Annotated in this window: 24 protein-coding genes, 1 other RNA gene and 1 pseudogene; 17 read left to right on the top strand and 9 right to left on the bottom strand. The window is 48.1% G+C overall.

Translation table 11 applies throughout. The annotated features are described in order from the left end of the window. Positions 1–330 precede the first annotated feature (330 nt). From JG50_RS19095 to JG50_RS0116445, 4 genes are all read left to right on the top strand, one after another. The gene (locus JG50_RS19095; protein WP_052154426.1) at positions 331–759 is read left to right on the top strand and encodes an NUDIX domain-containing protein; all 429 of its coding nucleotides are present in this window, start codon (positions 331–333) and stop codon (positions 757–759) included. A 132-nt stretch (positions 760–891) separates the two neighbouring features. Beyond that, positions 892–1353 (top strand): MarR family transcriptional regulator, encoded by a 462-nt coding sequence (locus JG50_RS0116455; protein ID WP_033102202.1) that lies wholly within the window; start codon positions 892–894, stop codon positions 1351–1353. A gap of 173 nt (positions 1354–1526) precedes the next feature. Further along, complete coding sequence (locus JG50_RS0116450) at positions 1527–2996, top strand: MDR family MFS transporter (protein ID WP_052154425.1); 1470 nt, start codon at positions 1527–1529, stop codon at positions 2994–2996. A gap of 39 nt (positions 2997–3035) precedes the next feature. Beyond that, the gene (locus tag JG50_RS0116445; RefSeq protein ID WP_033102201.1) at positions 3036–3239 is read left to right on the top strand and encodes a hypothetical protein; all 204 of its coding nucleotides are present in this window, start codon (positions 3036–3038) and stop codon (positions 3237–3239) included. Here JG50_RS0116445 and JG50_RS0116440 read toward each other — a convergent pair. After that, positions 3236–3697 carry a DinB family protein gene (locus JG50_RS0116440; RefSeq protein ID WP_052154424.1) on the bottom strand — a complete coding sequence of 154 codons (462 nt, stop codon included), beginning with the start codon at positions 3695–3697 and terminating at the stop codon, positions 3236–3238. The two genes, JG50_RS0116445 and JG50_RS0116440, sit on opposite strands and share 4 nt — an antisense overlap. 227 nt (positions 3698–3924) lie before the next feature. Continuing rightward, positions 3925–4617 (bottom strand): lytic polysaccharide monooxygenase, encoded by a 693-nt coding sequence (locus JG50_RS0116435; RefSeq protein ID WP_052154423.1) that lies wholly within the window; start codon positions 4615–4617, stop codon positions 3925–3927. Between the two features lie 345 nt (positions 4618–4962). Between JG50_RS0116435 and JG50_RS0116430 the strand changes: the two genes are divergently transcribed. Together JG50_RS0116430 and JG50_RS0116425 are read left to right on the top strand one after the other, a co-directional pair. Further along, on the top strand, positions 4963–6069 hold the full coding sequence (locus tag JG50_RS0116430; protein ID WP_081944003.1) for a chitinase: 1107 nt from the start codon (positions 4963–4965) through the stop codon (positions 6067–6069). A 251-nt stretch (positions 6070–6320) separates the two neighbouring features. Then, entirely contained in the window at positions 6321–7109 is a 789-nt protein-coding gene (locus JG50_RS0116425) for a GNAT family N-acetyltransferase (RefSeq protein ID WP_033102199.1), read from the top strand. A gap of 61 nt (positions 7110–7170) precedes the next feature. On the opposite strand, the gene JG50_RS0116420 is transcribed toward JG50_RS0116425, so the two are convergent. Together JG50_RS0116420 and ald are read right to left on the bottom strand one after the other, a co-directional pair. Further along, the gene (locus JG50_RS0116420; RefSeq protein WP_033102210.1) at positions 7171–8475 is read right to left on the bottom strand and encodes an ArsB/NhaD family transporter; all 1305 of its coding nucleotides are present in this window, start codon (positions 8473–8475) and stop codon (positions 7171–7173) included. A gap of 195 nt (positions 8476–8670) precedes the next feature. Further along, on the bottom strand, positions 8671–9804 hold the full coding sequence (gene ald, locus JG50_RS0116415) for an alanine dehydrogenase (RefSeq protein ID WP_033102198.1): 1134 nt from the start codon (positions 9802–9804) through the stop codon (positions 8671–8673). A 135-nt stretch (positions 9805–9939) separates the two neighbouring features. Between ald and JG50_RS0116410 the strand changes: the two genes are divergently transcribed. Next, positions 9940–10701 (top strand): PucR family transcriptional regulator ligand-binding domain-containing protein, encoded by a 762-nt coding sequence (locus JG50_RS0116410; protein WP_033102197.1) that lies wholly within the window; start codon positions 9940–9942, stop codon positions 10699–10701. Further along, positions 10625–11632, top strand: a complete 1008-nt coding sequence (locus JG50_RS0116405; protein ID WP_160173919.1) for a PucR family transcriptional regulator — start codon at positions 10625–10627, stop codon at positions 11630–11632. Before JG50_RS0116410 ends, JG50_RS0116405 begins: the two co-directional genes overlap by 77 nt. A gap of 243 nt (positions 11633–11875) precedes the next feature. Here JG50_RS0116405 and JG50_RS0116400 read toward each other — a convergent pair. Then, positions 11876–12379 (bottom strand): annotated as a pseudogene (locus JG50_RS0116400) (PadR family transcriptional regulator); the annotation flags it as partial. Positions 12380–12482: 103 nt separating this feature from the next. Between JG50_RS0116400 and JG50_RS0116395 the strand changes: the two are divergent. Then, positions 12483–13703, top strand: a complete 1221-nt coding sequence (locus JG50_RS0116395) for a cytochrome P450 (RefSeq protein WP_033102195.1) — start codon at positions 12483–12485, stop codon at positions 13701–13703. 685 nt (positions 13704–14388) lie between these two features. Then, positions 14389–14931, top strand: a complete 543-nt coding sequence (locus JG50_RS0116385; protein WP_052154422.1) for an undecaprenyl-diphosphatase — start codon at positions 14389–14391, stop codon at positions 14929–14931. Between the two features lie 501 nt (positions 14932–15432). Here the strand turns inward: JG50_RS0116385 and JG50_RS0116380 are convergent. Next, complete coding sequence (locus tag JG50_RS0116380; protein WP_033102193.1) at positions 15433–15834, bottom strand: hypothetical protein; 402 nt, start codon at positions 15832–15834, stop codon at positions 15433–15435. 348 nt (positions 15835–16182) lie between these two features. Further along, on the bottom strand, positions 16183–17202 hold the full coding sequence (holB, locus tag JG50_RS0116375; RefSeq protein WP_160173918.1) for a DNA polymerase III subunit delta': 1020 nt from the start codon (positions 17200–17202) through the stop codon (positions 16183–16185). A gap of 131 nt (positions 17203–17333) precedes the next feature. On the opposite strand from holB, the gene ffs reads away from it, so the two are divergent. After that, positions 17334–17600, top strand: an RNA gene (gene ffs / locus JG50_RS19525) — signal recognition particle sRNA large type. Positions 17601–18002: 402 nt separating this feature from the next. After that, a complete protein-coding gene (locus JG50_RS0116365) occupies positions 18003–19166 on the top strand; it encodes a two-component system sensor histidine kinase NtrB (RefSeq protein ID WP_033102191.1) in 1164 nt (387 codons plus the stop codon). Positions 19167–19382: 216 nt separating this feature from the next. Here the strand turns inward: JG50_RS0116365 and JG50_RS19090 are convergent, their stop codons facing one another. Together JG50_RS19090 and JG50_RS19085 are read right to left on the bottom strand one after the other, a co-directional pair. Beyond that, positions 19383–19757, bottom strand: a complete 375-nt coding sequence (locus JG50_RS19090) for a YczE/YyaS/YitT family protein (protein WP_052154420.1) — start codon at positions 19755–19757, stop codon at positions 19383–19385. Further along, the gene (locus tag JG50_RS19085) at positions 19754–19987 is read right to left on the bottom strand and encodes a membrane protein (protein ID WP_052154419.1); all 234 of its coding nucleotides are present in this window, start codon (positions 19985–19987) and stop codon (positions 19754–19756) included. The genes JG50_RS19090 and JG50_RS19085 overlap by 4 nt, the downstream gene beginning before the upstream one ends. 306 nt (positions 19988–20293) lie before the next feature. On the opposite strand from JG50_RS19085, the gene dnaX reads away from it, so the two are divergent. The 5 genes from dnaX (at position 20294) to JG50_RS0116335 (ending at position 24324) form a co-directional block, all read left to right on the top strand. Then, positions 20294–21979 carry a DNA polymerase III subunit gamma/tau gene (dnaX, locus tag JG50_RS0116355; protein WP_033102206.1) on the top strand — a complete coding sequence of 562 codons (1686 nt, stop codon included), beginning with the start codon at positions 20294–20296 and terminating at the stop codon, positions 21977–21979. A 24-nt stretch (positions 21980–22003) separates the two neighbouring features. Continuing rightward, a complete protein-coding gene (locus JG50_RS0116350; protein WP_033102205.1) occupies positions 22004–22315 on the top strand; it encodes a YbaB/EbfC family nucleoid-associated protein in 312 nt (103 codons plus the stop codon). A 24-nt stretch (positions 22316–22339) separates the two neighbouring features. Next, complete coding sequence (recR, locus tag JG50_RS0116345; RefSeq protein ID WP_033102190.1) at positions 22340–22936, top strand: recombination mediator RecR; 597 nt, start codon at positions 22340–22342, stop codon at positions 22934–22936. Positions 22937–23092: 156 nt separating this feature from the next. Then, positions 23093–23983, top strand: a complete 891-nt coding sequence (locus JG50_RS19080; protein WP_160173917.1) for a CPBP family intramembrane glutamic endopeptidase — start codon at positions 23093–23095, stop codon at positions 23981–23983. A 71-nt stretch (positions 23984–24054) separates the two neighbouring features. Beyond that, on the top strand, positions 24055–24324 hold the full coding sequence (locus JG50_RS0116335; RefSeq protein WP_052154416.1) for a pro-sigmaK processing inhibitor BofA family protein: 270 nt from the start codon (positions 24055–24057) through the stop codon (positions 24322–24324). Positions 24325–24478: the final 154 nt, after the last annotated feature.

Here is a 24478-nt window from a genome sequence, read left to right as displayed (position 1 = left end):
ATTTAATCCCGGCGTTGACAATAAATAATTGAGAGAACAATGCAGCCAAAAATATTCTGCAAGAAGTTCTAAGATTAATTGCCGTGGGGGCCATGATTTGATCTTGGGTCCATTTCTACCGGTTGCGGGAGATTACCTAAGAATCGCCCGCCTTAGGCATGTGGAGTGGTCAACATCTTAGTGCTAACAGGAGAAGAAGTAAAGTCTGTGTAATCGTTTAAAAATGCAGTTGTGAAAAATAATTGAGCGTTTCACATCGCTCAATATCGGATCAGGCAGATTCGGAGTTTTTGTGCGGGGGAATCAAATAGGATGAAATGAGGGATTGGAGTGTATCAGAAAATTGTTTGTACAGGATTTATTTATCATCAGGGAAAGACGCTTATTGTGGAGCGGTCTTCACGAGAAACTTTTTTGCCCGGATATTATGAGTTGCCCGGAGGACAGGTTAATTTTGGTGAAGACCCGGGTGATGCGCTGAAACGGGAATTTCGCGAAGAAGTGGATTTAAATGTTGAAGTCGTCAAGCCGTACAAAGTCTTTTCTTATCTTTCGGAGAACGGAAACAGACATACAGTGGAAGTCGTTTTTTTGGTTAGGCTTGCAGATGACCCGGCAAATATCCGATTAAGTGAAGATCATTCTGCATATCAGTGGATTTCCGGAAATGAGGTTCGGAATTATCTCATTAGCGAAGAGACCAAAGATTCAATTTTTCGGGGATTTAAAGCTGTGCCGCCTGAAATGGTCAGTCGCTGAATACCCAATCCCCTCCTGCATGGGGATTGGTATAATGGGAGGGAAAAGGGATAAACTGTAAATCTCTTAAAGCCAAGGGAGTTGAAACAAAAAATATAATAGAGTTAACGGATCGAAAGCGGGGGACTGGAGATGAACAAAAAAGACCAGCTTATTATGGGTTTCCGGGACTTGTTCAACAAGTATGTCTCGCTTAATAAGCCTAAGATGGAAGAAAGGCTTAAGGGTTATAAGCCTTCTGAAGTGCATTGCATCGAATACATCGGAAATCATGTGCATCCCAACGTGACCAAACTTGCGGAATCCCTTTATATGACCAGAGGTGCGATAAGCAAAATAACCAGGAAGCTTATTGAAAAAGGACTGATCGAGAGTTACCAGAGGCCGAATAACAAGAAGGAAATCTATTTCAGGCTTACTGAGCAGGGGAAGGAAATATATAAAATTCATAAAGAGCTTCACAAAGAGTTTCAAGAGCGGGATAAAGCTGTATTCGAGCAGATCACCGAGGAAGAATATGACAGTATGCTTCGCTTTGTGGAAAAATACAGAAGGCATTTAGATGAAGAAATAAAGAAACAGGGTGGCAGATAGTAGACAGGAATCAATTTCAATAATGAAAATGTAATCCAATCCCGGGCAGCCCAAGTCCATTAAGGAGCAGGCTGCCTTTTTATTGTTGTTTGATTGTTGAAATGGAAACAAAAACACGATAACCTGATTATGTTTCCTAGGAAATAATAATGCCTCGTTTAAGGAGGGGTTTTATGACGAAAGATCAGACAAAAGATAGAGGATTGCCAAAAGAAATTCTCATGGCCGCCTGGGCTATTGCATTGGGAGCAATTGCGCCAATGCTTGACTCAACCATGGTGAACATCGCCGTCGACCAACTGAGTAAGGAGTTCAACACAACTTTGGACACGATTCAGTGGGCCATTACAGGTTATGTGTTAGCCCTTGCGATGGCAGTTCCGCTATCTGGATGGCTTATGAACAAATTTAATGGAAAGAAGATCTACATCGGCACGGTTATCGCTTTTGGTGTCACTTCCGTTCTTGCCGGAATCAGTTGGGACATTTCCAGTTTCATTTTCCTCCGGATCCTCCAAGGATTCAGTGCCGGGATTATCACCCCGCTCATGTCCACACTCTTGGTTAAAACAGCGGGTCCGGAAAATCTGGGGAAGGTGATGGCGATTGTCAGCACGCCCATGATCTTCGGGCCGATTTTGGGACCTGTCATCGGGGGGCTCATCGTCCAGGGGGCATCATGGCAGTGGATTTTCTTCATCAACGTATTTATCGTTTTGATTGCTGCACCACTGATGATGAGAACGATTCCGGAATTTGAACCATTCAACAGAGACAGTAAACTCGATGTTTTTGGGATGATCAATTTGTCCTTGATGAGTGCGGCATTGATCTACGGGATTACGAAAGCGGCCGACCATGCATCATTTAACAATGGCGAAACAATCCGATGGATGGGTATTGGCCTTGTTTTGGCAGCAATTTACCTTGGATATAACCGAATCAGAAAGAATCAAACCGTGCTGCCGATGAATTTGTTTGCGCACAAGAGCTTCCTAGCATCAAGCATCGGTTTGTTCTTGGCGAATATTGCCGTCATGGGTCCCATGTTAATCCTTCCGTTGTTCTTCCAAAACTTCCGTCACTTCACGGCCATCGAAGCAGCGCTTGCGTTAATCCCTCAGGGACTCGGGATGCTCGTTACCAGGCCGTTCATCGGAAAAATGATTGATAAGGTCGGAGCCAAATATGTGGTTATGGTTAGCCTGGTTCTTTCGCTGATCGGATCTGTTCCGCTTATCTTTATCACTGATCAAACAAGCATGATTTGGATTTCTGTTGTACTGTTCATCCGTGGCACCAGTTTTGGGGGAATTATGCTCCCGTTGACGAGTGACGCTTATACTGGACTTGACAGCAGACAACTTCCGGAAGCAGGTGTGGGTATCAATATTATTGAAAATCTCGGTTCAAGCTTTGGTTCGGCTGTGATTGCAACTGTTGTCGCAACTGTCGTACAGGGATCACAACCGACGATTGCGAATGGATTGAAGGGTTATCATGCCGGATTCCTGGTTTCTGCAATGATCCTTGCCATCATCTTCATTCCGGGTCTGTTCCTCACAAATAAAAAGCGAAGTGAACAAAGGGTGACAAGTGGTGGGGATTCGGGCATAAAAAAAGATTGCCGGATCCAATCCTGATCAAATGGGGTGGTTCTTTGTGGGGGAGGTCTTGACCATTTGAATTCCCTCTATGTCATCGGGCGATTTCCCGCTTTTACATTGGCCCGAACGGGGATGGTGCTGCCGATTTCTGACAGATGTGAATTGTCGGACGCACGGGGGGAGCCAGCCTGCCGGCAGCAGGAGTTCCGCCCGTGCGGGACAGGAACGGGGATGAGACATCCCGTGTTGAATGTCATGAATCAAGCTTGCGGAGATTAGATTTGCCCTTGAATAGTCCGCTTCAAAGCATTCATATAGCCCAGATGAAGGCTTTCGTGCGAGTTTGTGAAACTAAAGAGCGCACCAACTGTTTCGATGTTGAGGTTGTTTGGGAAGTTCAGGGGTTTTTCCAGCTTTTCCTCCAACCGGTTGGAAAAGGCCTCTTTCAATTGTGCCGTTTGTTCCCGCAATTGGGAAGTTAATGTCTCCAGCGTCGGGACTTCCCCTGTCCAGTCAGACGGTTTGGTTCCGGGCCAGAAAAGTTCTTTATAGTTTGCGGGGAGACTTTCCAAACCGAAAAACACATCAGAGACGATCAGGATATGACCTGCATTCCAGCGAATGGTATTGTTGAATCCTTGCGGCATTTGGTCGGCGACTTCTTCTGAAGTTTCCTCCAGGAATTTCAGGATACGACCCCGTAACACGTCGAAATACCCAGTCACAAAGTGTTCCATCTTCATCCCACCTATAAGAGTTGTACTCATAATCAATAACAATTATAAAATATGAAAACGAGAACGGAAATAGAAGCTTGCTGTCGGCACCGCAGGGGATGATCGCCGGAAAAAACGCTGTTCCGAACGGAAAAAGAGACACCGTGGTCACAGTGTCTCATATTGTTGCAAAGGTTTTGATTTAAAGAACAACTGGCGTTTTCAGAACCCTTTCGGTGGCGCTCACTTCAATTACCGGGCCAAAGAGATTTTAACCAATTGATCATACTGGGGATCGGGGCATCGGTGTTTTGGGGTGTCGATTTTTGTGCAGCTAAATTATTGTTCACCAAATTCACATCGACCGCCTGATAAAAGGCGTTTCCGGTATCGGCGATTTCCCAGACTCCCAAGATCACGTGATAGCCGCTGCGGTCCGTCGGAACATTGCACGTATGCGTGACTGTATTTGGGGGACGTTTTCCGTCACCAGGGTAATAACAGAAAAGCTCAAGTTCATCACGGCTCAGGGGTTTGTTCGGATTCCATCCTTTCTTGGTGATGTAATATTTCCACTCTTTTGTGGCATGCGGCGCGGTCAGGTACCATTGGAAGGTGTTTTCACCCCCGTGGATGGTGACTTTCTGCCAGCGGCTCTCTGTTTGTACGTTCAGTTCCGGAAAGCGGCCGGTTCCGGCGAGTTGCCCGTCCGGCGGGCCGGATTGCGGAAATGATCCCGGTCCTTCGACGCTCTGGGGCTCCCACTGAATTTGTCCGCAGTTTGTGTTTACCCCCTGTTTGCACAAATAAGCCCGGCTTGCCGGCGACTCGATGTAACCGTGTGCGGAGGCACTGGCGGCAAATGTCATTGTGCCGGCACCAACCAACAACATCATGATGCAGGCAGTTAGCATTTTGGACCAGAAAACTGATTTTGCCATGGAAACAACCCTCCTGGTTTAAAATACAAAATATTCTATATATAATTATTCTAATTTATATTTGTAGAGTTGTCTATACAATTGAGCGGAAAGAACGGTGGAATGGGTTGTTGATGATTTAATTCATTTTTTGTAGATAAAAATACATCAGATAAGTTGAAATATTTGATTTTTATAAAAATTACCCCTATAATAAATTATGAGTCTGATAGGTTGTCTATACCAATACTTGATGTTTTTCTTCCGCATTTTCCGTAATTTCTCATTTTGTTTTACAGGGGTGGTTCTTGCGTGATTCGATTTAAACGGCTCCGTTTTGCTGCAGTTTGGAGGGCATTGCCGAAGATGTTTCCTGTTGCGGTGATCCTGACGCTTCTGCTCAGCATTTTGCCCGCAGGTGTTTTTGCCGCAGGTAATGCGGTCACGGTTACCACCAATCCTTCCCCCGTAAGAGGCGACGGTGTCGGGAATAAGCTTCTTATCGGTTACTGGCACAATTTTGACAATGGATCGGCAAATATTCGACTGCGAAATGTATCAACCAAATATGATGTCATCAATGTCGCTTTTGCCGAGCCGACGGGTGCAGCGCCCGGTGAGGTCGGATTTACGCCATACAATGCAACTCCGGAAGAGTTTAAGGCAGATATCGCCTACCTGAACAGCATCGGGAAAAAGGTGGTCATCTCGTTCGGAGGGGCCAATGGCCATATTCAGCTTAATGATGAGACGGCAAAACAAAACTTCATCAACTCGATGTCCAATCTGATTCAAACCTATGGCTTTAATGGAATTGATATTGATCTTGAGGGCGGTTCCTTATCCTTGGCCAGCGGCGATACGGATTTCCGCAATCCGAAAACACCGGCGATTGTCAATCTGATTTCGGCAGTCCGTACGCTTTGTGATCGTTTCGGATCCGATTTTATCCTGTCGATGGCACCGGAAACGGCTTATGTCCAGGGGGGATATACCGCCTACGGAGGGCCGTGGGGCGCCTACCTGCCTGTTATTTACGGGCTTCGGGACAAATTGACCTATATCAATGTTCAGCACTACAATTCAGGATCGATGACCGGTCTTGACGGACGGACTTATACACAGGGAACAGCTGATTTCCAGGTTGCGATGGCGGAGATGTTGTTGCACGGATTTCCTGTTGCCAACAATCCCAATAACATGTTTCCGGCCTTGAGGGAAGATCAGGTTGCGATCGGTCTCCCGGCGACGCAGGCAGCAGCGCCTTCGGGAGGTTATACGTCTCCGGCTGAGATCGAGAAAGCGCTAAATTATCTGGTCAAAGGCATTTCCTACGGCGGCAGCTACAAACTCAGGAAGCCGGAAGGATACCCCGGATTCAGAGGGGTCATGACCTGGTCGGTCAACTGGGATGCAGCCTCCGGGTCCGTTTTTTCCACCAGTGTACGCAATATTCTCGATTCCCTGAAGTGAGCGCCTCTTAAAAAAATGGGTCAAGGCAAAAGTTTTGCCCCAGCAGGCACCGGCATACCGTCGGTGTCTGTTTTTCATATGGATTTAGACAGTTTGAATCTGCTAAAATAATCGGAAATGGGGAGAAACTGTTTAAAGTAAACGAAATGTGATCACTAAGGGGATAAATCGCGAGTCATCATACAGAAATTTCTTTCTGTGCAGACGCAGACAGATGCATTGATTGATCGCGATATTCCAGGGGGAGTTACATGATCAGAAGATTATCCGAACGCGACCATGATAAGTGCCTTGAATTGCTTCGGCCCAAGTCCGCAGAAAATCTCTTTATCCTTGGCGATTTGGAGGCCTTTGGTTATGAACAGGAGTTTCAGAAGGTATGGGGCGATTTTGATGAAAATGGCCGTCTGCGTGCCGTTCTGCTTAAGTACAAAAGAAATTTCATTCCTTATGCCGCTTCCGGAAATTTTGATGCCGAAGGCTTTGCTTCCATTATCTCGGAAGATGGTGATTTTGGGTTATTGAGCGGCCTGAAATCAGTAACCAGCCGGGTTTATCCTTACATAAGCAGAAGATTGGTGAAGGAGCGGGAGTTGCATTATGCGAAATTGACAGGCGACACCGCCATGTTGAAAGATGATTATCGCGAAGTGAAACGCGCCGGTTTGCAGGACATCGGCAGAATCGGGGAACTGTACAGGCAAATCCCGGAATTCGTCGACGTGGGAACGGAGAAGGATCGGGAAACAAATATGAAGAAAGGGGTTTCGCGGACTTATTATATAGAGCGAAATGGAAAAATGGTATCGATTGCCTCAACTGCGGCGGAAAATTCGTTGTCGGCGATGGTAGTCGGAGTCGCCACATTGGACGGATATAAACGGCAAGGGCTGGCCTCCAAATGCATCGGTAAATTATGTCTCGATGTTTTGGCGGAAGGAAAAGAACTCTGCCTCTTTTACGATAACCCGGAGGCGGGGCGAATTTACCAAAGGATCGGGTTTAAGGAGATCGACCGTTGGATGATCTATCTATACTAGATGAACGGTCATGGGAAAATCAACGCTGGGACACCTCTGCCGGCGTTGATTTTCCCGTTTTTTAAAAATGGATGAGGTAGCGGAAGTACAGATACAACTGCGCGATCAGCAGCGACAGCAGGGTCAGCGGAGCGCCGATTTTCAGGAAATCCCAATAACTGAATGCTTTTCCTTCCCGTTCGGCGATATTGGCGACGACGACGTTGGCTGAAGCTCCGATCAGCGTACCGTTGCCGCCAAGACAAGCTCCCAGGGCGAGCGACCACCATAAGGCGTTGATGGCAGGGGAATCGATGGACAGACCGAGGCTGTCCGCAATATCCCGGATCAGCGGGATCATGGTGGCGACAAAGGGAATATTGTCGATGGTAGCCGAAGCAAAGCCGGATCCCCATAGAATCAGCGCCGAGGTGAGAGGGATATCGCCATGGGTGAGATCGAGTGATTTGACGGCCAAATATTTGATCACCCCTACTTCCTGCAAGCCTCCAACCAGAGTGAACAGTCCGATGAAAAAGAAGATCGTGACCCAGTCGACTGAGTCCAGAGCTTCTTCCGCTTCTTCTTTGTTCAAGCCCACGATCATTAGGAGAGTGGCCCCGGTGATGGCGATGATCGAGGCTTCCAGGTGGATGACAGAATGCAGAAGAAAGGCGAGAATGGTCAGCCCCAGAATGATGAGCGATTTTCTCATCAGAGCCGGGTTTTTAATATAGTCGCTTTCATCCAGTTCCATCAGTTTTTGCACGTTTTTCCCCGGGATGGTCAGCTGTCGCCGATAGATCAGGTAAAGAACCAGGAGAGTGGCGATCATGATGATCAGTACGACGGGGGAGAGATGGAGCAGGAAGTCATTAAACGACAGATGTTTATTGGCCGACCCGATCATGATATTGGGCGGATCGCCGATCAGTGTGGCCGTACCGCCGATATTGGAAGCGAGAATTTCCGAGATTAAAAACGGGGTCGGGTTCAATTCGAGAATATTGGTGATGGCCAAGGTGACGGGAACCAGTAACAAAACGGTGGTCACATTGTCCAAAAAGGCCGAAGCGACCGCGGTGAAAACGGAAAGGATAATCAGGATGCGTACCGGATTTCCCTTGGCCGCCTTGGCCGATTTGATGGCAACATATTGGAAGATGCCGGTTTTGTTGACGATCCCTACGAGAATCATCATGCCGATCAATAGCGTAATGGTATTCCATTCAATATATTTTTCAAAAACCTGATCGAGGTTAAGGATTCCGAATACGATCAGCAGTGCACCGCCGAAGACGGCGATGGCCGACCGGCTGGCTTTTTCCGTGATAATAATGGCGTAGGTGATGAGGAAAATGGCAACGGCAAGTATGGTAGGATTCATTGCATCAATCATCCTTTCGCCCTGAAAAAGGGTCCTTTTTAGTTTTGCCAAAAACTCCCAATAAACATGCAAAAGGAGCCTGCTGGTGACAGGCTCCTCCAAAACATCGATCTTATTAAATTTAAAATAATTATATGCGAAAGATGAAAAGGTGTAAACAAAAAAGGGGATTCCGGTACAAAAGATGTTAAAATCCTAGGATAAGACTGCTTTGTTTTCCAATACTTCATTCACGTCTTTATAAGAGAGACCGTGTGCTTCGGCTACAGCTTTGCAAGTGAGTTCGCCGTTCACGGTGTTGAGTCCTTTGGCGATGGCGCGATTTTCCAGCGCAGCCCGTTTAAATCCTTTATTGGCGATTTGCAGTCCGTATGGTACGGTTACGTTGGACAAAGCCAATGTCGATGTACGGGCGACGGAGCCGGGGATGTTGGCCACGGCATAATGGACGACACCGTGTTTTTCGTATGTCGGATTACTGTGGGTGGTGATGCGGTCAATCGTTTCAATCGATCCGCCCTGGTCGATGGCTACGTCAACAATGACCGAGCCGGGTTTCATCGATTTTACCATATCTTCCGTTACCAGGCGTGGTGCACGGGCTCCGGGGATCAACACAGCGCCGATGAGCAGGTCTGCGCGTTTCACCGCTTCGGCCAGGTTGAAAGAGTTGGACATTAAGGTTTTCACTTGTCCGTGGAAGAGATCATCCAACTGGCGCAGACGGTCGGCGTTGATATCGAGGATGGTTACGCTTGCTCCCAAGCCCAAGGCCATTTTGGCGGCGTTTGTGCCTACGACGCCCCCGCCGACGATCACAACTTCTGCCGGCAGTACACCGGGTACACCGCCGAGGAGAACCCCTTTTCCGCCATTTGGTTTTTCAAGGAAGCGGGCGCCGATTTGAATCGACATGCGGCCGGCCACTTCGCTCATCGGGGTGAGGAGCGGAAGAGAACCGTTTTCCAACTGAATGGTTTCATAAGCGATCGCGTTTACTTTATTTTCGAGCAGGGCTTTGGTCAGCTCCGGTTCAGCGGCAAGATGGAGATACGTATACAAGGTTAATCCTTCGCGGAAATAGCCGTATTCTTCCGGAAGCGGTTCTTTTACTTTGATTACCATGTCGCCGGCCCAGGCTTCACGGGCGGTGGAGACGATTTTGGCACCGACGGCGATATAATCCTGGTCAGTAAAGCCGCTGCCGAGACCGGCTCCGGTTTCGATGTGAACCTCATGACCGTTGTTTATATAGGATGCGGCCCCGGCCGGTGTGAGTCCGACCCGGTTTTCGTTGTTTTTGATTTCTTTTGGTACTCCGATAATCACGGGTGTACCCCCCTTTACGGTGAATTTGGTTTTTAACCCCGAGTCAAGTGTAAAGGAAATTTGAAGCGATTCCATTAGACACAATGTCAAAAATAGAGGCGATTTATTGGACAATTCGCATGGGGGTGGTTAGCGTTGCATCTGGAACCGGTTCTGACGGTAAGGGATGTTTTAAACCGGCCTGTTTTTAAAAATGCGGAGGTGATCGCGGGAAAAAAAGGATTAAACCGCCGGATTCGCTGGGTACATATACTGGAGGTATCGGAGTTCGGCTCGTTGATCAACGGGGAAGAGATGATCTTGTCCACTGGGATAACCTTTCAATCCTCCGCGGCTTCTCCCGCGTCCTATTTAAAACGGTTGATTGATCAGAATGCTTCCTGCCTCTGTCTGGAATTCGGGTATTACTTTCACTTGGTTCCCCCGGACTTAATCGAGATTGCCGACCGGCATGATTTCCCGCTGATCATTTTTCGCGAGGAAATCCGCTTCGTCGATATCACGCAGGATTTGCATTCCATTATCATCAACCGGCATTATCACATGCTGCAAAACCTGGAAGCCCTTTCCCGCGAATTTCATCGCCTGACGCTGAAGCCGAACGGAACGTATAACATTTTGCACATGCTTTACGAAAAAACAAAGTCACCCATCATCTTTCTGCCCGTCAAGGGGAAACCTTTGCTCGTTCCGGAAAAAAATTCGCGGGAGCAGGAGGAGTTGTTTTGCTTTTTGCGTGTAGCGGCTCAACATGAATGGGGGACCGGGCGAGCCGGAATCCCGTCCGCGCCGCTTTTCCTTCAGGGAGAAAAAAATCCTGGTGCAGCCGGTCAAGGCAATGGGGCAAATCTGGGCCCATATCGGCATGATCTGCAACCGCGAACCGCATCGTTATGATGATCTGATATTGGATTGGTCTTCCCTGGCGATTGCCCAGGATTTGCTGAGAAAGCGGTATATCGAGGAAAGGCGGCTGCACTTTGAACACGTGTGGGTGGATGATCTGTTGCAGCGGAGAATTGAAGAGGAGCAACTGCACAGCCATCTCGGCATGGAATATAACAAACTGAAGGGGCTTAACAGCATCGTCTGCCTGATTGAGTTCGGCCTTTCGCAAGAGCCGGAACCGCTCTGGGACTTGCACGAATTTATCCGCTACGATTTTTCGCTCATGACCCGCTCTGTTTTTGAACAGTACCATTTTCGCGTTTTCATCACTATGAACAACGGCTTGATCACCGTCATCGCCTTCGATCTTCGCCCGGATAAACCATGGAAAACAAGATTGCAGCAAGCAGTGAAACAGATCCAAAAAGCCGATTTGGACCGGAAGCAGGACCTTCAACTGAATATAGGGGTGGGAAGGCCCTATCCGGGCTTTACCGGCGTCCATCACAGCTATAAGGAAGCCAATCAGGTTTTGATGCTGAATTCGGAACATCGTGCCGGATTCCTTTTTCATGAAGAACTGGGCATCTTTCAACTGCTCCTGAATTTGAAAGACAGCGAAAATGTGCTGCCGGCCTTTGTCGAGCGGTATTTGGGGCCATTGATCGCCTATGACCGGGATAAGGGAAGCGATCTTCTCCATACGCTGGAAGTATATCTCGATTATGATTGTTCCAAAAAGCTGGCGGCCGAGCATCTTTTTATCGCGCGACAGTCGCTTTACTACCGCCTGGAGAAGATCAAGGAACTGCTGGGAGAAGATGTGATGTCACCGGAAAACAAATTGGTCCTCAATGTTGCGTTGCGGGCCTGCAAGCTGCTGTATCCCGATCGCTTCAACAAAGACCGGGCGCATCTCCGGCAAACGGGAGAACACTGAAAGCAACAAGCAGGTGCGGATGAGATCGTCCGGTTTGTGAAGCAGCACACGTTTGCCGTTTTTACCGCGATTTGCCAAAACACCGGGGATGCGGTTTCATCTGCTTTTTGTCTTGACGATTTGGACGCGCTGATCAGCCGTGTGGCCGGATCCGGCCTTCGTTCAATCGTTACAGGGAGATTGATGCTGATCCGGCCTTTGTTTTCCAATCCTGACTGAGGGATCGCTGGCCGCCTGATCGAGCACCCGTTGTTTTAAGTGCATGATCCAGTCCAATTCGTGTTCGATCTGCTTTTTTTGGAAGCGAACCACTTCCATAACGAACGGATTTTGTGAATGAGCGCTTTCGATTTGGTGAAAATGATTTCGTTCTTCTTTCAGCACATCCTCCCTCTTTTGCAGAATTTCAAATTGCATGTCGCGATCAAGCCGGTTGAACAAAGCCACTCTCACCATAAATTCGGCTTGGCTTGCGGCTAACTTATCGGGAAAATCGCGAATCATCTCACAAAAAATTTCTTCCCCGACATCGGTCAGGAGATAGATATGGCGTTTTGGTTTGCCCTCGGGCTTAACCACTTCCTTGGAGATCGCCCCCATTTCCAGGAAGCGGCGCAAAGCCGGGTACAACAAATTGTTATTGATTTCAAAAGATTCTCCTAACGCTTCTTGAATGTTTTTCTTTATTTCATATCCGTGCTTGGGGCCTGACAGAAGCTGTTCCAAAATGAGAAGCTCAACATACATTTGGGATCACCTTTTTATGAATTTTTTGCAATGGGGTTCCCCTTGCCTTGTATATATGTTAATTTAACATATGTAAGAGGTTGATCACAGGGGAGGGATTTTTGTGAACACGATGGATGAAACCATTCTCTTACATGAAATATCAAAGCTGAAATCAAAGCAGGAGCAATGGGAACCTTTTTCGTGGTATAAGGAGATGCGGGAGAAGCAGCCCGTTTATTACGATGCCGAGCAAGATGTCTGGAATGTGTTCTTATATGATCATGCCAAGCGCGTTTTGTTTGACCACCACCTTTTTTCCAACCGGAAAGAACGAAGTTTGATTCCTGTTCCCAGAAACAACAGCCGCACCAATCTCAACTTTTCAGATCCTCCGGAACATCGGAAACGACGTGCGCTCGTTGCCAAAGCGTTTACCCCCCGCAGTTTGCAAACATGGGCCCCCCGCATTCAGGCCATTGCCGATGAACTGATCGCTGAGATGGAAGGGCAAACGATTGTCGATATCGTTCAAAAGCTGGCAATTCCTCTTCCGGTGATTGTCATCGCCGATCTGCTGGGCGTCCCTTCCAAAGACCGTCAGTTGTTTAAAGCCTGGTCGGATATTCTCTTCCTCCCGTATGCAGCCGAAACCTATGATCACCTCATTGAACAAAAAGCCCGGGCCATGAAGGAGTTTCATGAATATCTGCATCCGATCGTGCAGGAAAAAAGGAAGAATCCGGCAGACGACATTATTTCGGATTTGATCCGTGTTGATTATGAGGATGAACCGTTGACTGATGAAGAGGTGGTCATGATCAGCAGGGGCCTGTTGGCCGCCGGGAATGAAACAACGACCACGCTGATCTCCAATGTGTTTTATTCCCTGTTGGTGGATTGTCCGGGCCTGTATCAGGAGCTGCGCAGCGACTTGTCTTTGGTTCCCCGGACGATTGAGGAAGTGTTGCGCTTCCGCTTTCCGATCGCCATGGATCGCAAGGTGGCACAGGATACCGATGTGTTTGGACACAAGATGAAGAAAGGGCAAATGGTTGTGGCCTGGATTGCTGCCGCCAACCGGGATGAATCCCAATTTGCTCGCGCGGAACAGTTTGACATCCATCGTGCAAACAATCAACAGCATCTCACATTTGGGGCAGGCCCGCATTTTTGTTTGGGTGCCCCGCTGGCCCGGATGGAAGCAAACATCGCTTTGACTACGTTTGTGAAGAAGTTTGCTGATATTCAACTAGTCGACGGATTTGAGGTCACGGAACATTTGGTTGAATCGGCCACAGGTCAATCTCTTAAAAGTTTCCCGATCCATTTGGTAACGCAATGAGGAAAGCGCACAAGGAATGTCCCCTCAAAACCCCGGATATGTGACTTCATTTCCAGTTCAGTATAAAAGATCATCCGCTTGCAGAAAAGAGATCCCCGGCCCTCTTGATCGGCCGGGTTTTCTTTTTATGCCTGTTAACCCTTTCATTTCCAAATAACCCTTTATTTTGCTCCTTTCTCCCTCTTTTTTCAGTTAATCCATCATAATAATCTAAAAATACAGACGGATGATACATAGGATTTTTGTTTATAATTTTAAAGAGTATTTTATTATATAGGATAAAAATAGATAGAATTGATTGTCGATGGCCAGAAGGGCACTGGTTCTTTGGCAGGGAGAAGGAGATGAAAACGAAGGAGGATTGTGTATATTCTTTTGTTTTTCAGTTTTGATCAATTGGCGAAATCGGTTTTGCGAAGCCGGGGAGAAATGGTGTCCAAAAATGTTCATAAGTTATTCGATTTTTATATTATAATTTTAATCGTAAAAATTTATAGTTTGATTCGATTGGTCATTCAGAGGGTCCGGAGCGGTGCAACCCATGTTTTACATTTCTGTGAAGTCGGTGGGGAGTTGCTGGTGGTTTGCTGAATTGGTCTAAAGTTCTCCATATGATTTCCTTTACAGTTTCTTTATAATGGTGTTAATTTATACAGGCATACGCGGGGCTAAAGGAGGTACTTCTGTGGCTTGGGACTTTCAGTTGTTTAAAGCGATTAACGGTTTGGCAGGACAGAATGCTCTTCTTGATTATCTGTTTATGGGATTGACAGAATTTGGTCCTTATCTGTATGTGCTTATTTTGGTCATCCTGCTTCTGCGTTCGTCCACCCGGATGACCGCGATTAACGGTTTTGCCACGGTTGCAGTTGCGATGGGGCTCAACTTCGTGATCGGGCTGATTTATAATCGCCAGCGCCCGTTTGTGGCTCATCCCCACGATGTACATTTGTTGCTCCAACATGATCCCAACGCATCGTTTCCAAGCGACCATACGACCGGAGCGATCTCGATTGCCGTTGCGCTTTGGGGTTATAACCGGAAGCTCGGCATTTCTCTGTTCATATTGGGGATTTTGATCGGATTCTCCCGCATTTGGGTGGGGCATCATTATCCGACGGATGTGCTGTCCGGAATCGTGGTCGGGACCTTGGTCGCTCTCTTTATCCGCTGGCTGGATCATAAGCTGTTCGGGCCGATTCCGGTGAAACGGAAAAAAACGGCATAATTTGGCACTGGTGAAATGTTCAGCTTCCATTTTGGAAAGCATGGGCAAAATGCGGGAGTGGCGTCCCGCGGCTGACGTTTGAAACGTTGGTGACAAGGGGACATCACAAGCCGCTCGGCCATGCACTCCAAAGAAAAGGATTCTTGCTTCAATTTCGCAAGAATCCTTTTTTCTTTCATCAGCAATTCCGATGTAATCTTCGCTTGAACCATTGTGAATGACTAACACATTTTGATGTCCTGATCTTTTCGCTCATGAGGTCATAAAATGGCTTGATCTTTCGAATAAATAAATGATGCCAACCAAATTCTGTTTCCCCAGGAATAAATAAAGTTGCCCGATTTACACCGGGCAGCTCTTTTTTTGTATCAAAACAAGGGCTTGGAAGCCGCGCAGATACACGAAAAATAGTACCGGATATTCCGCGGTTTGAAATGGGGCATGCAAATCGAAGAATCTAAAAGAGTTATCGTTTCTTCGGACATTAAAAAATAATGCCTGTTAATAGATAATTTTATGTATGATCCAGGAAAGAGGCAGCAAGATCCCCCAAACCAAACAAACCTTCTTAGAGAAGCTCCTGACACCGGGAACTGCTACATCCTTGAACGGGGTCGGCGATCTGCGCACCAGCGTGGGGTAGGCGTGATAAAGATGACCAAGCAACATAATGAAGATAGTGGCCAGAATATATGATGAATCATCTTCGGTAAAGAAGTAACCCAAGAGCAGAAAAGCAGCAACGATGCTGACGATGGCACAGTTTATTTTTAATATCTTAAAGCCCTTCTGTCTTTTCTCTTCAGTATCACCACGGATAAGCTGATACTCAATATAACCAGATACTGCAAAAGGCTGGGAGAAAACAAATAGAATAAAAACACAGGCAACTATCACATCCATATTTATGATTAACACTCCTCCATATACCATCGAACCCGGCGATTTCAACGTTCTGCTATATTTCCATTCATTCCCGATTGGCATTGAATGGATCAGCTGATTTTCCTGTGATTTTCAAAAATTTGTCCATGAGAGGGCCCCGTAACTCTCTTGCAAACTTAATGGAAACGACAACGGCAGTATTAATATTACAGTTGCCGTTCATACTTGGCTACACTGGAAAGCAAGCGGGTGATTCCGGCGGGTTGAGATCATTGTGTTTGTTGATAATCATGAGTTCCGGATAAATGACAACTGTATGCGCGCTTAAAAAGATATAAAAAAGAACCGGAGATCGGAACCGGTTCGTCATAACGGAATCAATTGCCATCCGTTTTCGGTGCTCACTTTTTCTGCTTGGGTGGATAACACCATCTGCTCCAGGGCTGTCAGGGGCTGAACGCTGCTCTTCAGCAGAAGGCGTCTGGCGATCAGAACGTTATCCATTGCGGTGATCAAGGAAGAAGCGGGTTTCAGATAAGTTTGTTCCTGCACCTTTTTCTGCCAGGGGACGAAGACGGGATCCGTTTGCCCGATCTGATTGTTCAACAATTCGCGCAGCCACAGGAGCAGCAGGTCAAGTACCAGCGGCAGCCGGTTGTTTGCCAGTTCATCCGTCAGCCATGGTTGCGACAGGGTGAGATACGCGTCGGATTTTCCAGACAGAATGGATTGGCTCCACTGGATTACCTTCTGGCAGAGAGCAGGGAATGTATCCGGTTCCGCTTCATAAAGCTGGGCGGATTCCTCCGGCAGATAAGACAGAATGCGGGCCGCGTCCGGGGCGATTCCCTTGTCCAAAAGTTCGCTTTCCTTTTCTTTCGGGGGAAGCTCCGCAAACCGTACATGCTGGCAACGGGATAAAATCGTCGGCAATATGGCTTGCATATTTTCTGTCACCAGGATTGCCGCCATCGGGGAGACCGGTTCTTCCAAAAATTTGAGCAGGCTGTTTGCTGCTTCCTGCCGCATCCGGTCAGCCTGCTCCAGGATCACCACCCGCGTTGTCCCGGGCGGGGCGCTGTAGCGGAAACGCTTTTGCAGCGCGCGCAATTGATCGATTTTGATTACGGACCCTTCCGGTTTTATGGTGACGACATCGGGGTGATTCCCGTGCTCCACCTTCAGGCAGGAGGGACAGCGTCCGCAGGCATCGTATTCCTCCGGCTGTTCGCAGTTGAGTGCCTTGGCGAACTGGAGTGCCATCGCCCTTTTGCCCGTCCCGCTCGGACCGAAAAAACAATAGGCATGGGCCACGCGGCCTTTGGCGATCGCCTGCAATAAAAAACGGGCTGCCTGGGGTTGCTTTTTGAGTTGCCTCAGAGACAATCCGATCACCTTCTGTGAAATTTCCTTTTAAGCTTTATTATAAAGAAGGGTGCGGCCTGATTCAAAAAATGGGCCGGAGAACTTTTTCCTTCCCGTTGTGCAAACATCTGTTTTGTGTTATGATGGAGTCACCGCGCTAGATGGGGAGCTGGCGGTGCCCTGTTACCCGTAATCCGCCTTAACGGGGTTGAATTCCTATCCGAGGCGCATTTTGTGCGAGGTTTGGCCTGAATCGCCGGTGTTGACGATTGGGTCCTGCGCAACGAGAGCTTCTGAACCGTGTCAGGTCCTGACGGAAGCAGCACTAAGGAAGAATTCCCGTGTGCCGCAGGGGTGCCTGATCCGAGTCGTAGGTTCAGGGTCCGCTCGGGCAAAATGCGTCGGAGATAGGTGCGCGGTTACATAGGTGAGATAAAGAAACCGATGCTTGTATTCCGCAGGCGTCGGTTTTTTGTTTTGAGGGCCGAAACGGTTGTTTTTTCACCCTGGCACTCTGTTTGGATGTTTTTGGAAAATTTTCTTGTCGGAGAAGGAAGAAAAAGGAGAAAGGCGAATAAAGAATTAGAAATATTTGTGAAGATTGGTTTGGTAGGTATGTGGTTTTTGATTTGAGGAGGTGAATAAGTGCCCGCACGTTTCGTTCCCGCGAAAGGAACGTGATTTGTCGAGAGTTTGGATGATCGCGGGTCAGCACTGTAGATTGGCAGCCATTCTTCCGGCGTATTGTCCGACCCCAAACTCGTTGCTGCGATTTGAAGCGAGAGGATGGAAAAGGGAAGCTACGATGTGGCGGTGCGATTATGATTAATATGAACATAAAGCAAATAGCAGGGAATGAGGATCACCAGTCTTGCCATTTGTATACATTTTATCCTGTAACACCATTTGAACGGTTGGCCGCCCAACTATTTGGACACATCCATCTGGGAGTGGTATTGCTTGACGACGGTTTAAACGTGATGGAGATGAATTTGGCGGCAAGCGAGCTGTTGAGTTGTGACCGAGCAAAGGTATTGTACCGTTCTTTCCAGGAAGTGATTACCCGGTCGGAGATCAGCCACCGGCAACGGGAACGTTTGCTTTCAATGTTGCTGGCCAAGGGGGATGAACCGCGTCAGGCGGAAGTGGAGTGGAACGGAAATGAAGAAATTCGCTATCTGTTCCTGAGAATTCAAGGCTTTGATGATGGTGAGAGCGGATTAAAAGGGAAAATGGTGGTTATAGAGGATGTGACGGAAAAACGTTCCTTGTCACTGCAGGTAAGGCGCAACAATCGCTTAGCGACCGTTGGACAAATCGCAGCTGGAACCGCACATGAGATTCGCAATCCGTTAACAGCGATCAAGGGGTTTTTGCAAGTGATAGGGCACAAATTAAAGGAAAACGGGCAGCAGAAGGAACATGGCTATATCGATATCATGTTGAAAGAGATCAGCCGCATCAGCAATCTGGTCGGGGAATTTCTGATGCTCAGCAAGCCCCGTCCCACAGATTTGCGTGCCATCAGCGTATCCAAGGTGTTGAAAGAAATTTTGCCCATCATCAAAAATGAGGCTCTCCTCCATAACGTCGATGTAGTGATTGAACGACGCCTGTCATCGATTCCGCTGGTGATTGCCGATGGAGAAATGTTGAAACAGGTTTTCCTCAATCTGTGCAAAAACGCAATCGAAGCGATGAACAAAGGAGGACGGCTGACGATCAGCATGTATACCGATGAGGCGGAACAGACGATGGCAGTGGAGATTGCCGATGAGGGCCCGGGAATTCCCGGACATATTTTGGAGAAGGTGTTTCAACCCTTTTTTACGACAAAAGAAAACGGAACCGGACTTGGGCTCCCGATCTGCAGACAGATTCTCCATGAGATCGGAGGGGAGATCGAAGTCGATTCCGATGAACAAGGGACGGTAGCAAAAGTCACCCTTCCCCTGGTGAGTTCGAGAGTTTACGCTGATAGCTGATGATTTAGGGAAGGGAGAGCGAGAGCGTGAATGGAAAACATGACGAAAGGGCATGAAGAGAAAGGGAAGAAGCGGGAATATCGCTTTTTTTCCTTCACTTCATGCCCGGTTTCTTTTTCTGTAACGTTTGTTGCAGTCGGGTTGTGTTTCTTCCCTTTCCGGTTTTGAAAAATGTTGCATCCACGGGTTATGCCGAACACGGGAATGTTCCCTGGCTTATCCGAACATCAGCCGTTCGATCATCGGGATGAAAAATTGAATCAGCGGTCCGCACAGGAACGTGAAAATCACTGTTCCGAGCCCGACCGGCCCTTCAAGGACGATGGCGAAGGCGAGTGCGATCACTTCCCCGATCGTCTTGGAAACCATCAGGCTGAAGCCAAAGCGCTGATGCAGGGCATACATGAACTGGTCAACCGGGGTGAGGGCAAACCGGGCCTGGACATAAGTGGACATTCCGAAGGTGGTAAACAGGAGACCTGCCCAAAAGACCAGCACCTGCTGCACCGGATTGTCCGGATTTACCCCCCAGTGATTGAGCAGACCGAGCCAAAAATCGATGCAAAATCCGAGGATGAAAACAGTAATCAAGGAAAAAAATCAGGTTTGCTGCTTGTGAGGAATGAATTGAGCAGGATCAGGAAAATGCCGATGACGATCAGCCACGAACCCACTGTCAAACCAAAGCGGTTGGACATTCCCACATAAAAGCCATCCCACGACCCCGTCCCCAGATGGGAGCGAATCATCAGAGAGATGCCGAATGATTTGATGACCAGTCCGCTCAAATAGGCTATCAATCTCAAATTTTTATTATCCATAGCAGCATGACCAACCTTAACCAGACTCTTCTAGAAATGGATATGTACAAGTTCTTCAAGATAGAAGCCCTTTTTCTCTTGTTCGTGAAAGTGTGAAATGGCGTTGCATGCCGGGGGTGTGCCTTTTTTCCCCGATTTCCCGATGACCGGACAGTTTGCTCCTCTCCCGCCTGACTTTTATCGACAGGTCATGACGAGCATCCGCTTGCGTGATGGGTTTGTTTCTTTTGGAAAAAAGAATTTCAGTGTAGTATGATAATAAAGACCATTAATCAACCCCGAATGGGGAAGGCTGGAGTGTTGGGTGTGTCCTATCGAGCCTTATACCGAGTATGGAGACCGCAACGCTTTGAGGATCTGGTCGGTCAGGAGCATGTGACCAAAACGCTGATGAACGCATTGAGGGAACAGCATTTATCCCATGCTTATCTCTTTCACGGGCCGCGCGGCACCGGAAAAACGAGTGCGGCCAAGATTCTGGCGAAAGCGGTGAACTGTGAACACGGGCCGGCTCCTGAACCCTGCAATGAATGCGAGGCATGCAGGCGGATAACTGAAGGAGCCATCATGGATGTTGTTGAAATCGATGCCGCATCCAATCGCGGTGTTGATGAAATAAGGGATTTGCGGGACAAGGTAAAATTTGCTCCCACAGAAGTACGATATAAAGTGTATATTATTGATGAAGTTCACATGTTGACGACCGAGGCGTTTAATGCCCTTCTGAAAACCCTGGAAGAACCTCCGCCCCATGTGATCTTCATTCTCGCGACCACGGAGCCGCATAAACTCCCTCCGACCATCATTTCCCGCTGCCAGCGTTTTTCTTTTCGGCGTTTTTCCTTTGAACAGATTGTCAGCCGCATGAAATTCATTTGTGAATCGATGGGGATTCCGTATGAAAACGGTGCGCTGTTGGCAATCGCGCGTGCGGCGGATGGCGGGATGAGGGATGCGCTGAGCCTTCTGGATCAAGTTTTGGCATTCAGCGGGGAACGTCTGGATGAGCAAGCGGTGATTCAGGTGACCGGAGCGGCCCCGAAAGAAATAATGTTTCGCATCCTAAAAGATCTGGAGCAGGAAAATCCGGCATCAGCCCTGAAACGCCTGGAAGAAGCGATTGCCTCGGGAATGGAGCCGGAAAAACTGATACAGGATCTCATTCATACTTGTCGTGATATGCTGTTGTACCTTACTGCTCCTGATCTGGATGAAATCAGTTACTTCGCCGCTGACCCGCATGCATCGGATCTGGCTAAGCGCCTGGGTTCTGACCGCATTTCCGAAATGATGGACCAATTGATTCATTATCAGCAGCAGATCAAATGGGTGGCCCATCCGCGGATCTTGTTGGAAATGGCGTTTGTCCGTTTGAGTGCGCGCCGGAAAAAGCAAGAGCTGGCAGAAGTGCCTGCAGTGGAAAAATTGGAGCAGCGGATGAAGCAGCTGGAGGCCATGTTGGAGAGATTGAAAAACGCACCTCCTGAGCCGGTGCCAAAGGGAAACAGGGAAAGCGGCAAGGGGGCCGATGCCGGCGAAAAATCCCGTTCCCAGGCTGCGTCGGTTCCTTTGGGCGGAAATTGGGCGGAACAGCTTTCCGATGCGTCTTTTGCCCAGATCAAAAAGGTGTGGCCGGAGCTCCTGCATCGCGTCAAAAAAGAAAAAATCACGGTTCATGCCTGGCTGATCAACGGCGATCCGGTTGCTGCGACGCGGGATACGGTGATTCTCGCCTTCAAAAGCAAAATACATCGCGAAGCAATAGAGAAAGAGAGCAACAGGGAACTGATCGAAACCATTCTGTCGCAGATGACGGGAACCGCATACCGCCTCAAACCGGTGATGCTGGCTGATTGGAAAGCGATGAAAGCGCATGTGAAAAATGCTCCGGAAGGAGAACAGGCTTCGGCCTTGGAAGTTCCACAGGATGAAGATGTCGTTCGCAAAGCGATCGCGTTGTTTGGGGAAGATGTAGTGAAAATTATCAAATGAATGTATGGGAGGCGAATCATGATGATGCGCAACATGAATCAGATGATGAAACAAGTGAAAAAAATGCAGCAAGAAATGGCCAAGGCACAGCAGGAACTGGAGCAGAAAGAAGTGGAGGGGACAGCCGGCGGCGGTGTGGTCAAAGTGAAAATGAACGGACATAAACAGCTCATGGCTGTGGAAATCGCTCCAGATGTTGTCGACCCGGATGATGTGGAGATGCTGCAAGACCTGATTACAGCTGCCTTTAATGAAGCTATGAAAAAAGTTGATGAGCTGGTTGCCAAAGATCTTGGCAAATTTGCCGGCGGTTTGAACATACCCGGTTTATTCTGACGGTCATGCTAGGGGTGGCGAATCTTGTATGTGCCTGAACCGATATCGAAGCTGATTGAGGGATTTATGCGCTTGCCCGGGATCGGGCCCAAAACCGCACAGCGATTGGCTTTCTATGTGCTAACCATGGAAGAGGATGACGTATTGGATCTGTCAAAGGCGCTGGTGCGGGCGAAACGGGATTTGCACCAGTGTTCCCTCTGCGGCAATATCACAGACCAGGATCCCTGCTATATCTGTTCCGATAAGGGACGGGACCGTTCCGTCATCTGTGTGGTGCAGGATACGAAAGATCTGATGGCGATGGAACGGACGAGGGAATATAACGGTTTGTACCATGTTTTGCATGGAGCCATTTCCCCGATTGAAGGGGTCGGCCCGGAAGATCTGAGGATTCCCGATCTGTTAAAACGCCTGGAGGATGAAACGGTACAGGAATTGATCCTGGCGACCAATCCCAATATTGAGGGAGAAGCGACGGCCATGTATCTCTCCCGCCTGATTAAACCGTTTGGGTTAAAAGTAACGCGAATTGCCCATGGTCTCCCGGTCGGCGGAGATTTGGAGTATGCTGATGAGGTGACTCTGACCAAAGCGCTGGAAGGAAGACGGGAGGTTTAATTTGTCCTTCTGCCGCATATGTATGAAAGCGACACTCTTTAAATCGAGATGTGTCGCTTTTTTACTTTTGTTTAAGCGGGTGGAAACATGGGATTTCGCTATTGGACGGGTCGGTTTCGGAACGGGCTGGCATGGGTGTTGTGCGGATGTTTTTTCATGATGATTCCTTTGCAATTTGCCACGATGGATTGGGTGCATACGGAAAAAGGGACGTGGATGATTTTGCCGGGGCAACCGGACACTCCTTTTTTGCTGTTAATGTATTTTTTCTATTCTGTGACTTCGTTCTTTGGAGGCATTCTCTTTCTCCTTTTGGGATTTTTGACGCGTTTTGAACGGGAACGACGCGCCGGACAAAGCGCGATCAGCGCGATGGATATCGCTTATTTTACCGCCTGGATTGAAGTCTCCTCGCTGATTTCTTCAGTATCGGTCTCCCTCTGGCCGGTTTCCTGGCAGCAGCATTTAAACGAACTCCTCTTTCCTTATCTTCCGTTTGTTTTCATGCTGATGGGCACGTGTCTCCTTTTTCGGGGGTGGTATGCGGAGATTGGCTTAACCCGCCCTCATCCGGGATTTTGGCGGACGATGCCATTGGTTTTGGCGGGCATTTATCTGCTGGTGTTTTTCGTAATGGATCAATGGATCACGGAACCGGTCGCTCATTTTTTTTCGCTGGAATTATCATCATGGCGGGAGGACAGCATCAGTCAGGGAATTCATCACGCAGGGCAAATGGGATGGTACGGACTGGCCCTGCAATGGGGGATGGTTGGCTTGATCGGGCCGTTGGCGGAGGAAATTTTCTTTCGCGGCCTCCTGCAGAGCTGTATTGGAAAAGCGATCGGAGCTTGGGGAGGTCTTTTTCTTTCGGCCGGAATCTTTGCCTTGTTTCACCTGGATGTGACGCTGTTTGTGCCACTCTTTTTGCTGGGGCTCATTTTGGGAGGGCTCCGGCAGTGGACCGGTCAGCTGTGGGCTCCGATTTTGTTCCATATCTTAAATAACACGGTCTCTGTCATGTTTGATTATTTCACCCATGCTTAGCATAAATTCTCTCTTGGGATCGTACAGATAAAAGTAGCTTGTACCCTTTTTGATACCGGGGAGGGAGCGAGATGCTGGAAGCGAAGTGGTGGATTTTATTGGCCGCCGCAGGACTTGTTTTTTTTATGGCGGTAAGCCGTTCGGTAAAAGAACCGTTCAAATGGATTTGGCTGGGTCTGTTATACACCGTGATGGGTGGAATTGTTCTGTTTGTGGTTAATTTTTTTGGACAAACATTTCATTTCCATTTGGCGATTAATCCGGTTACCGCCTTTATTACGGGTTTTCTTGGCATTCCCGGCCTGCTCTATCTCGCGGCCGTAAAAATGATTTTGCTTTAGATAAAAATAATAAAAAAGGTGTTGACTCTGATTTTGGTTTATGCTAGTATAAACCTTGTCGCTGATGAGCGGCGCAAATGAAAAAACAACAATGTGTTCCTTGAAAACTAAAGAGTGAAGCATGACCTGTTGATTCTTTTTGAGCTAGATCTTT

The sequence above is a fragment of the Thermoactinomyces daqus genome (assembly GCF_000763315.1).
Lineage (GTDB): Bacteria > Bacillota > Bacilli > Thermoactinomycetales > Thermoactinomycetaceae > Thermoactinomyces_A > Thermoactinomyces_A daqus.
This window is presented reverse-complemented; position numbering and strand designations above follow the sequence as displayed.

Excerpts from the sequence above, each read along its gene's own strand:
- JG50_RS0116455 (WP_033102202.1), top strand. The coding sequence starts at position 892 with ATGAACAAAAAAGACCAGCTTATTATGGGTTTCCGGGACTTGTTCAAC.
- JG50_RS0116450 (WP_052154425.1), top strand. The coding sequence starts at position 1,527 with ATGACGAAAGATCAGACAAAAGATAGAGGATTGCCAAAAGAAATTCTC.
- JG50_RS0116440 (WP_052154424.1), bottom strand. The coding sequence starts at position 3,697 with ATGGAACACTTTGTGACTGGGTATTTCGACGTGTTACGGGGTCGTATC.
- JG50_RS0116435 (WP_052154423.1), bottom strand. The coding sequence starts at position 4,617 with ATGGCAAAATCAGTTTTCTGGTCCAAAATGCTAACTGCCTGCATCATG.
- JG50_RS0116430 (WP_081944003.1), top strand. The coding sequence starts at position 4,963 with ATGTTTCCTGTTGCGGTGATCCTGACGCTTCTGCTCAGCATTTTGCCC.
- JG50_RS0116425 (WP_033102199.1), top strand. The coding sequence starts at position 6,321 with ATGATCAGAAGATTATCCGAACGCGACCATGATAAGTGCCTTGAATTG.
- JG50_RS0116420 (WP_033102210.1), bottom strand. The coding sequence starts at position 8,475 with ATGAATCCTACCATACTTGCCGTTGCCATTTTCCTCATCACCTACGCC.
- JG50_RS0116380 (WP_033102193.1), bottom strand. The coding sequence starts at position 15,834 with ATGGATGTGATAGTTGCCTGTGTTTTTATTCTATTTGTTTTCTCCCAG.
- JG50_RS0116365 (WP_033102191.1), top strand. The coding sequence starts at position 18,003 with ATGATTAATATGAACATAAAGCAAATAGCAGGGAATGAGGATCACCAG.
- JG50_RS19085 (WP_052154419.1), bottom strand. The coding sequence starts at position 19,987 with ATGGATAATAAAAATTTGAGATTGATAGCCTATTTGAGCGGACTGGTC.
- JG50_RS0116350 (WP_033102205.1), top strand. The coding sequence starts at position 22,004 with ATGCGCAACATGAATCAGATGATGAAACAAGTGAAAAAAATGCAGCAA.
- JG50_RS19080 (WP_160173917.1), top strand. The coding sequence starts at position 23,093 with ATGATGATTCCTTTGCAATTTGCCACGATGGATTGGGTGCATACGGAA.
- JG50_RS0116335 (WP_052154416.1), top strand. The coding sequence starts at position 24,055 with ATGCTGGAAGCGAAGTGGTGGATTTTATTGGCCGCCGCAGGACTTGTT.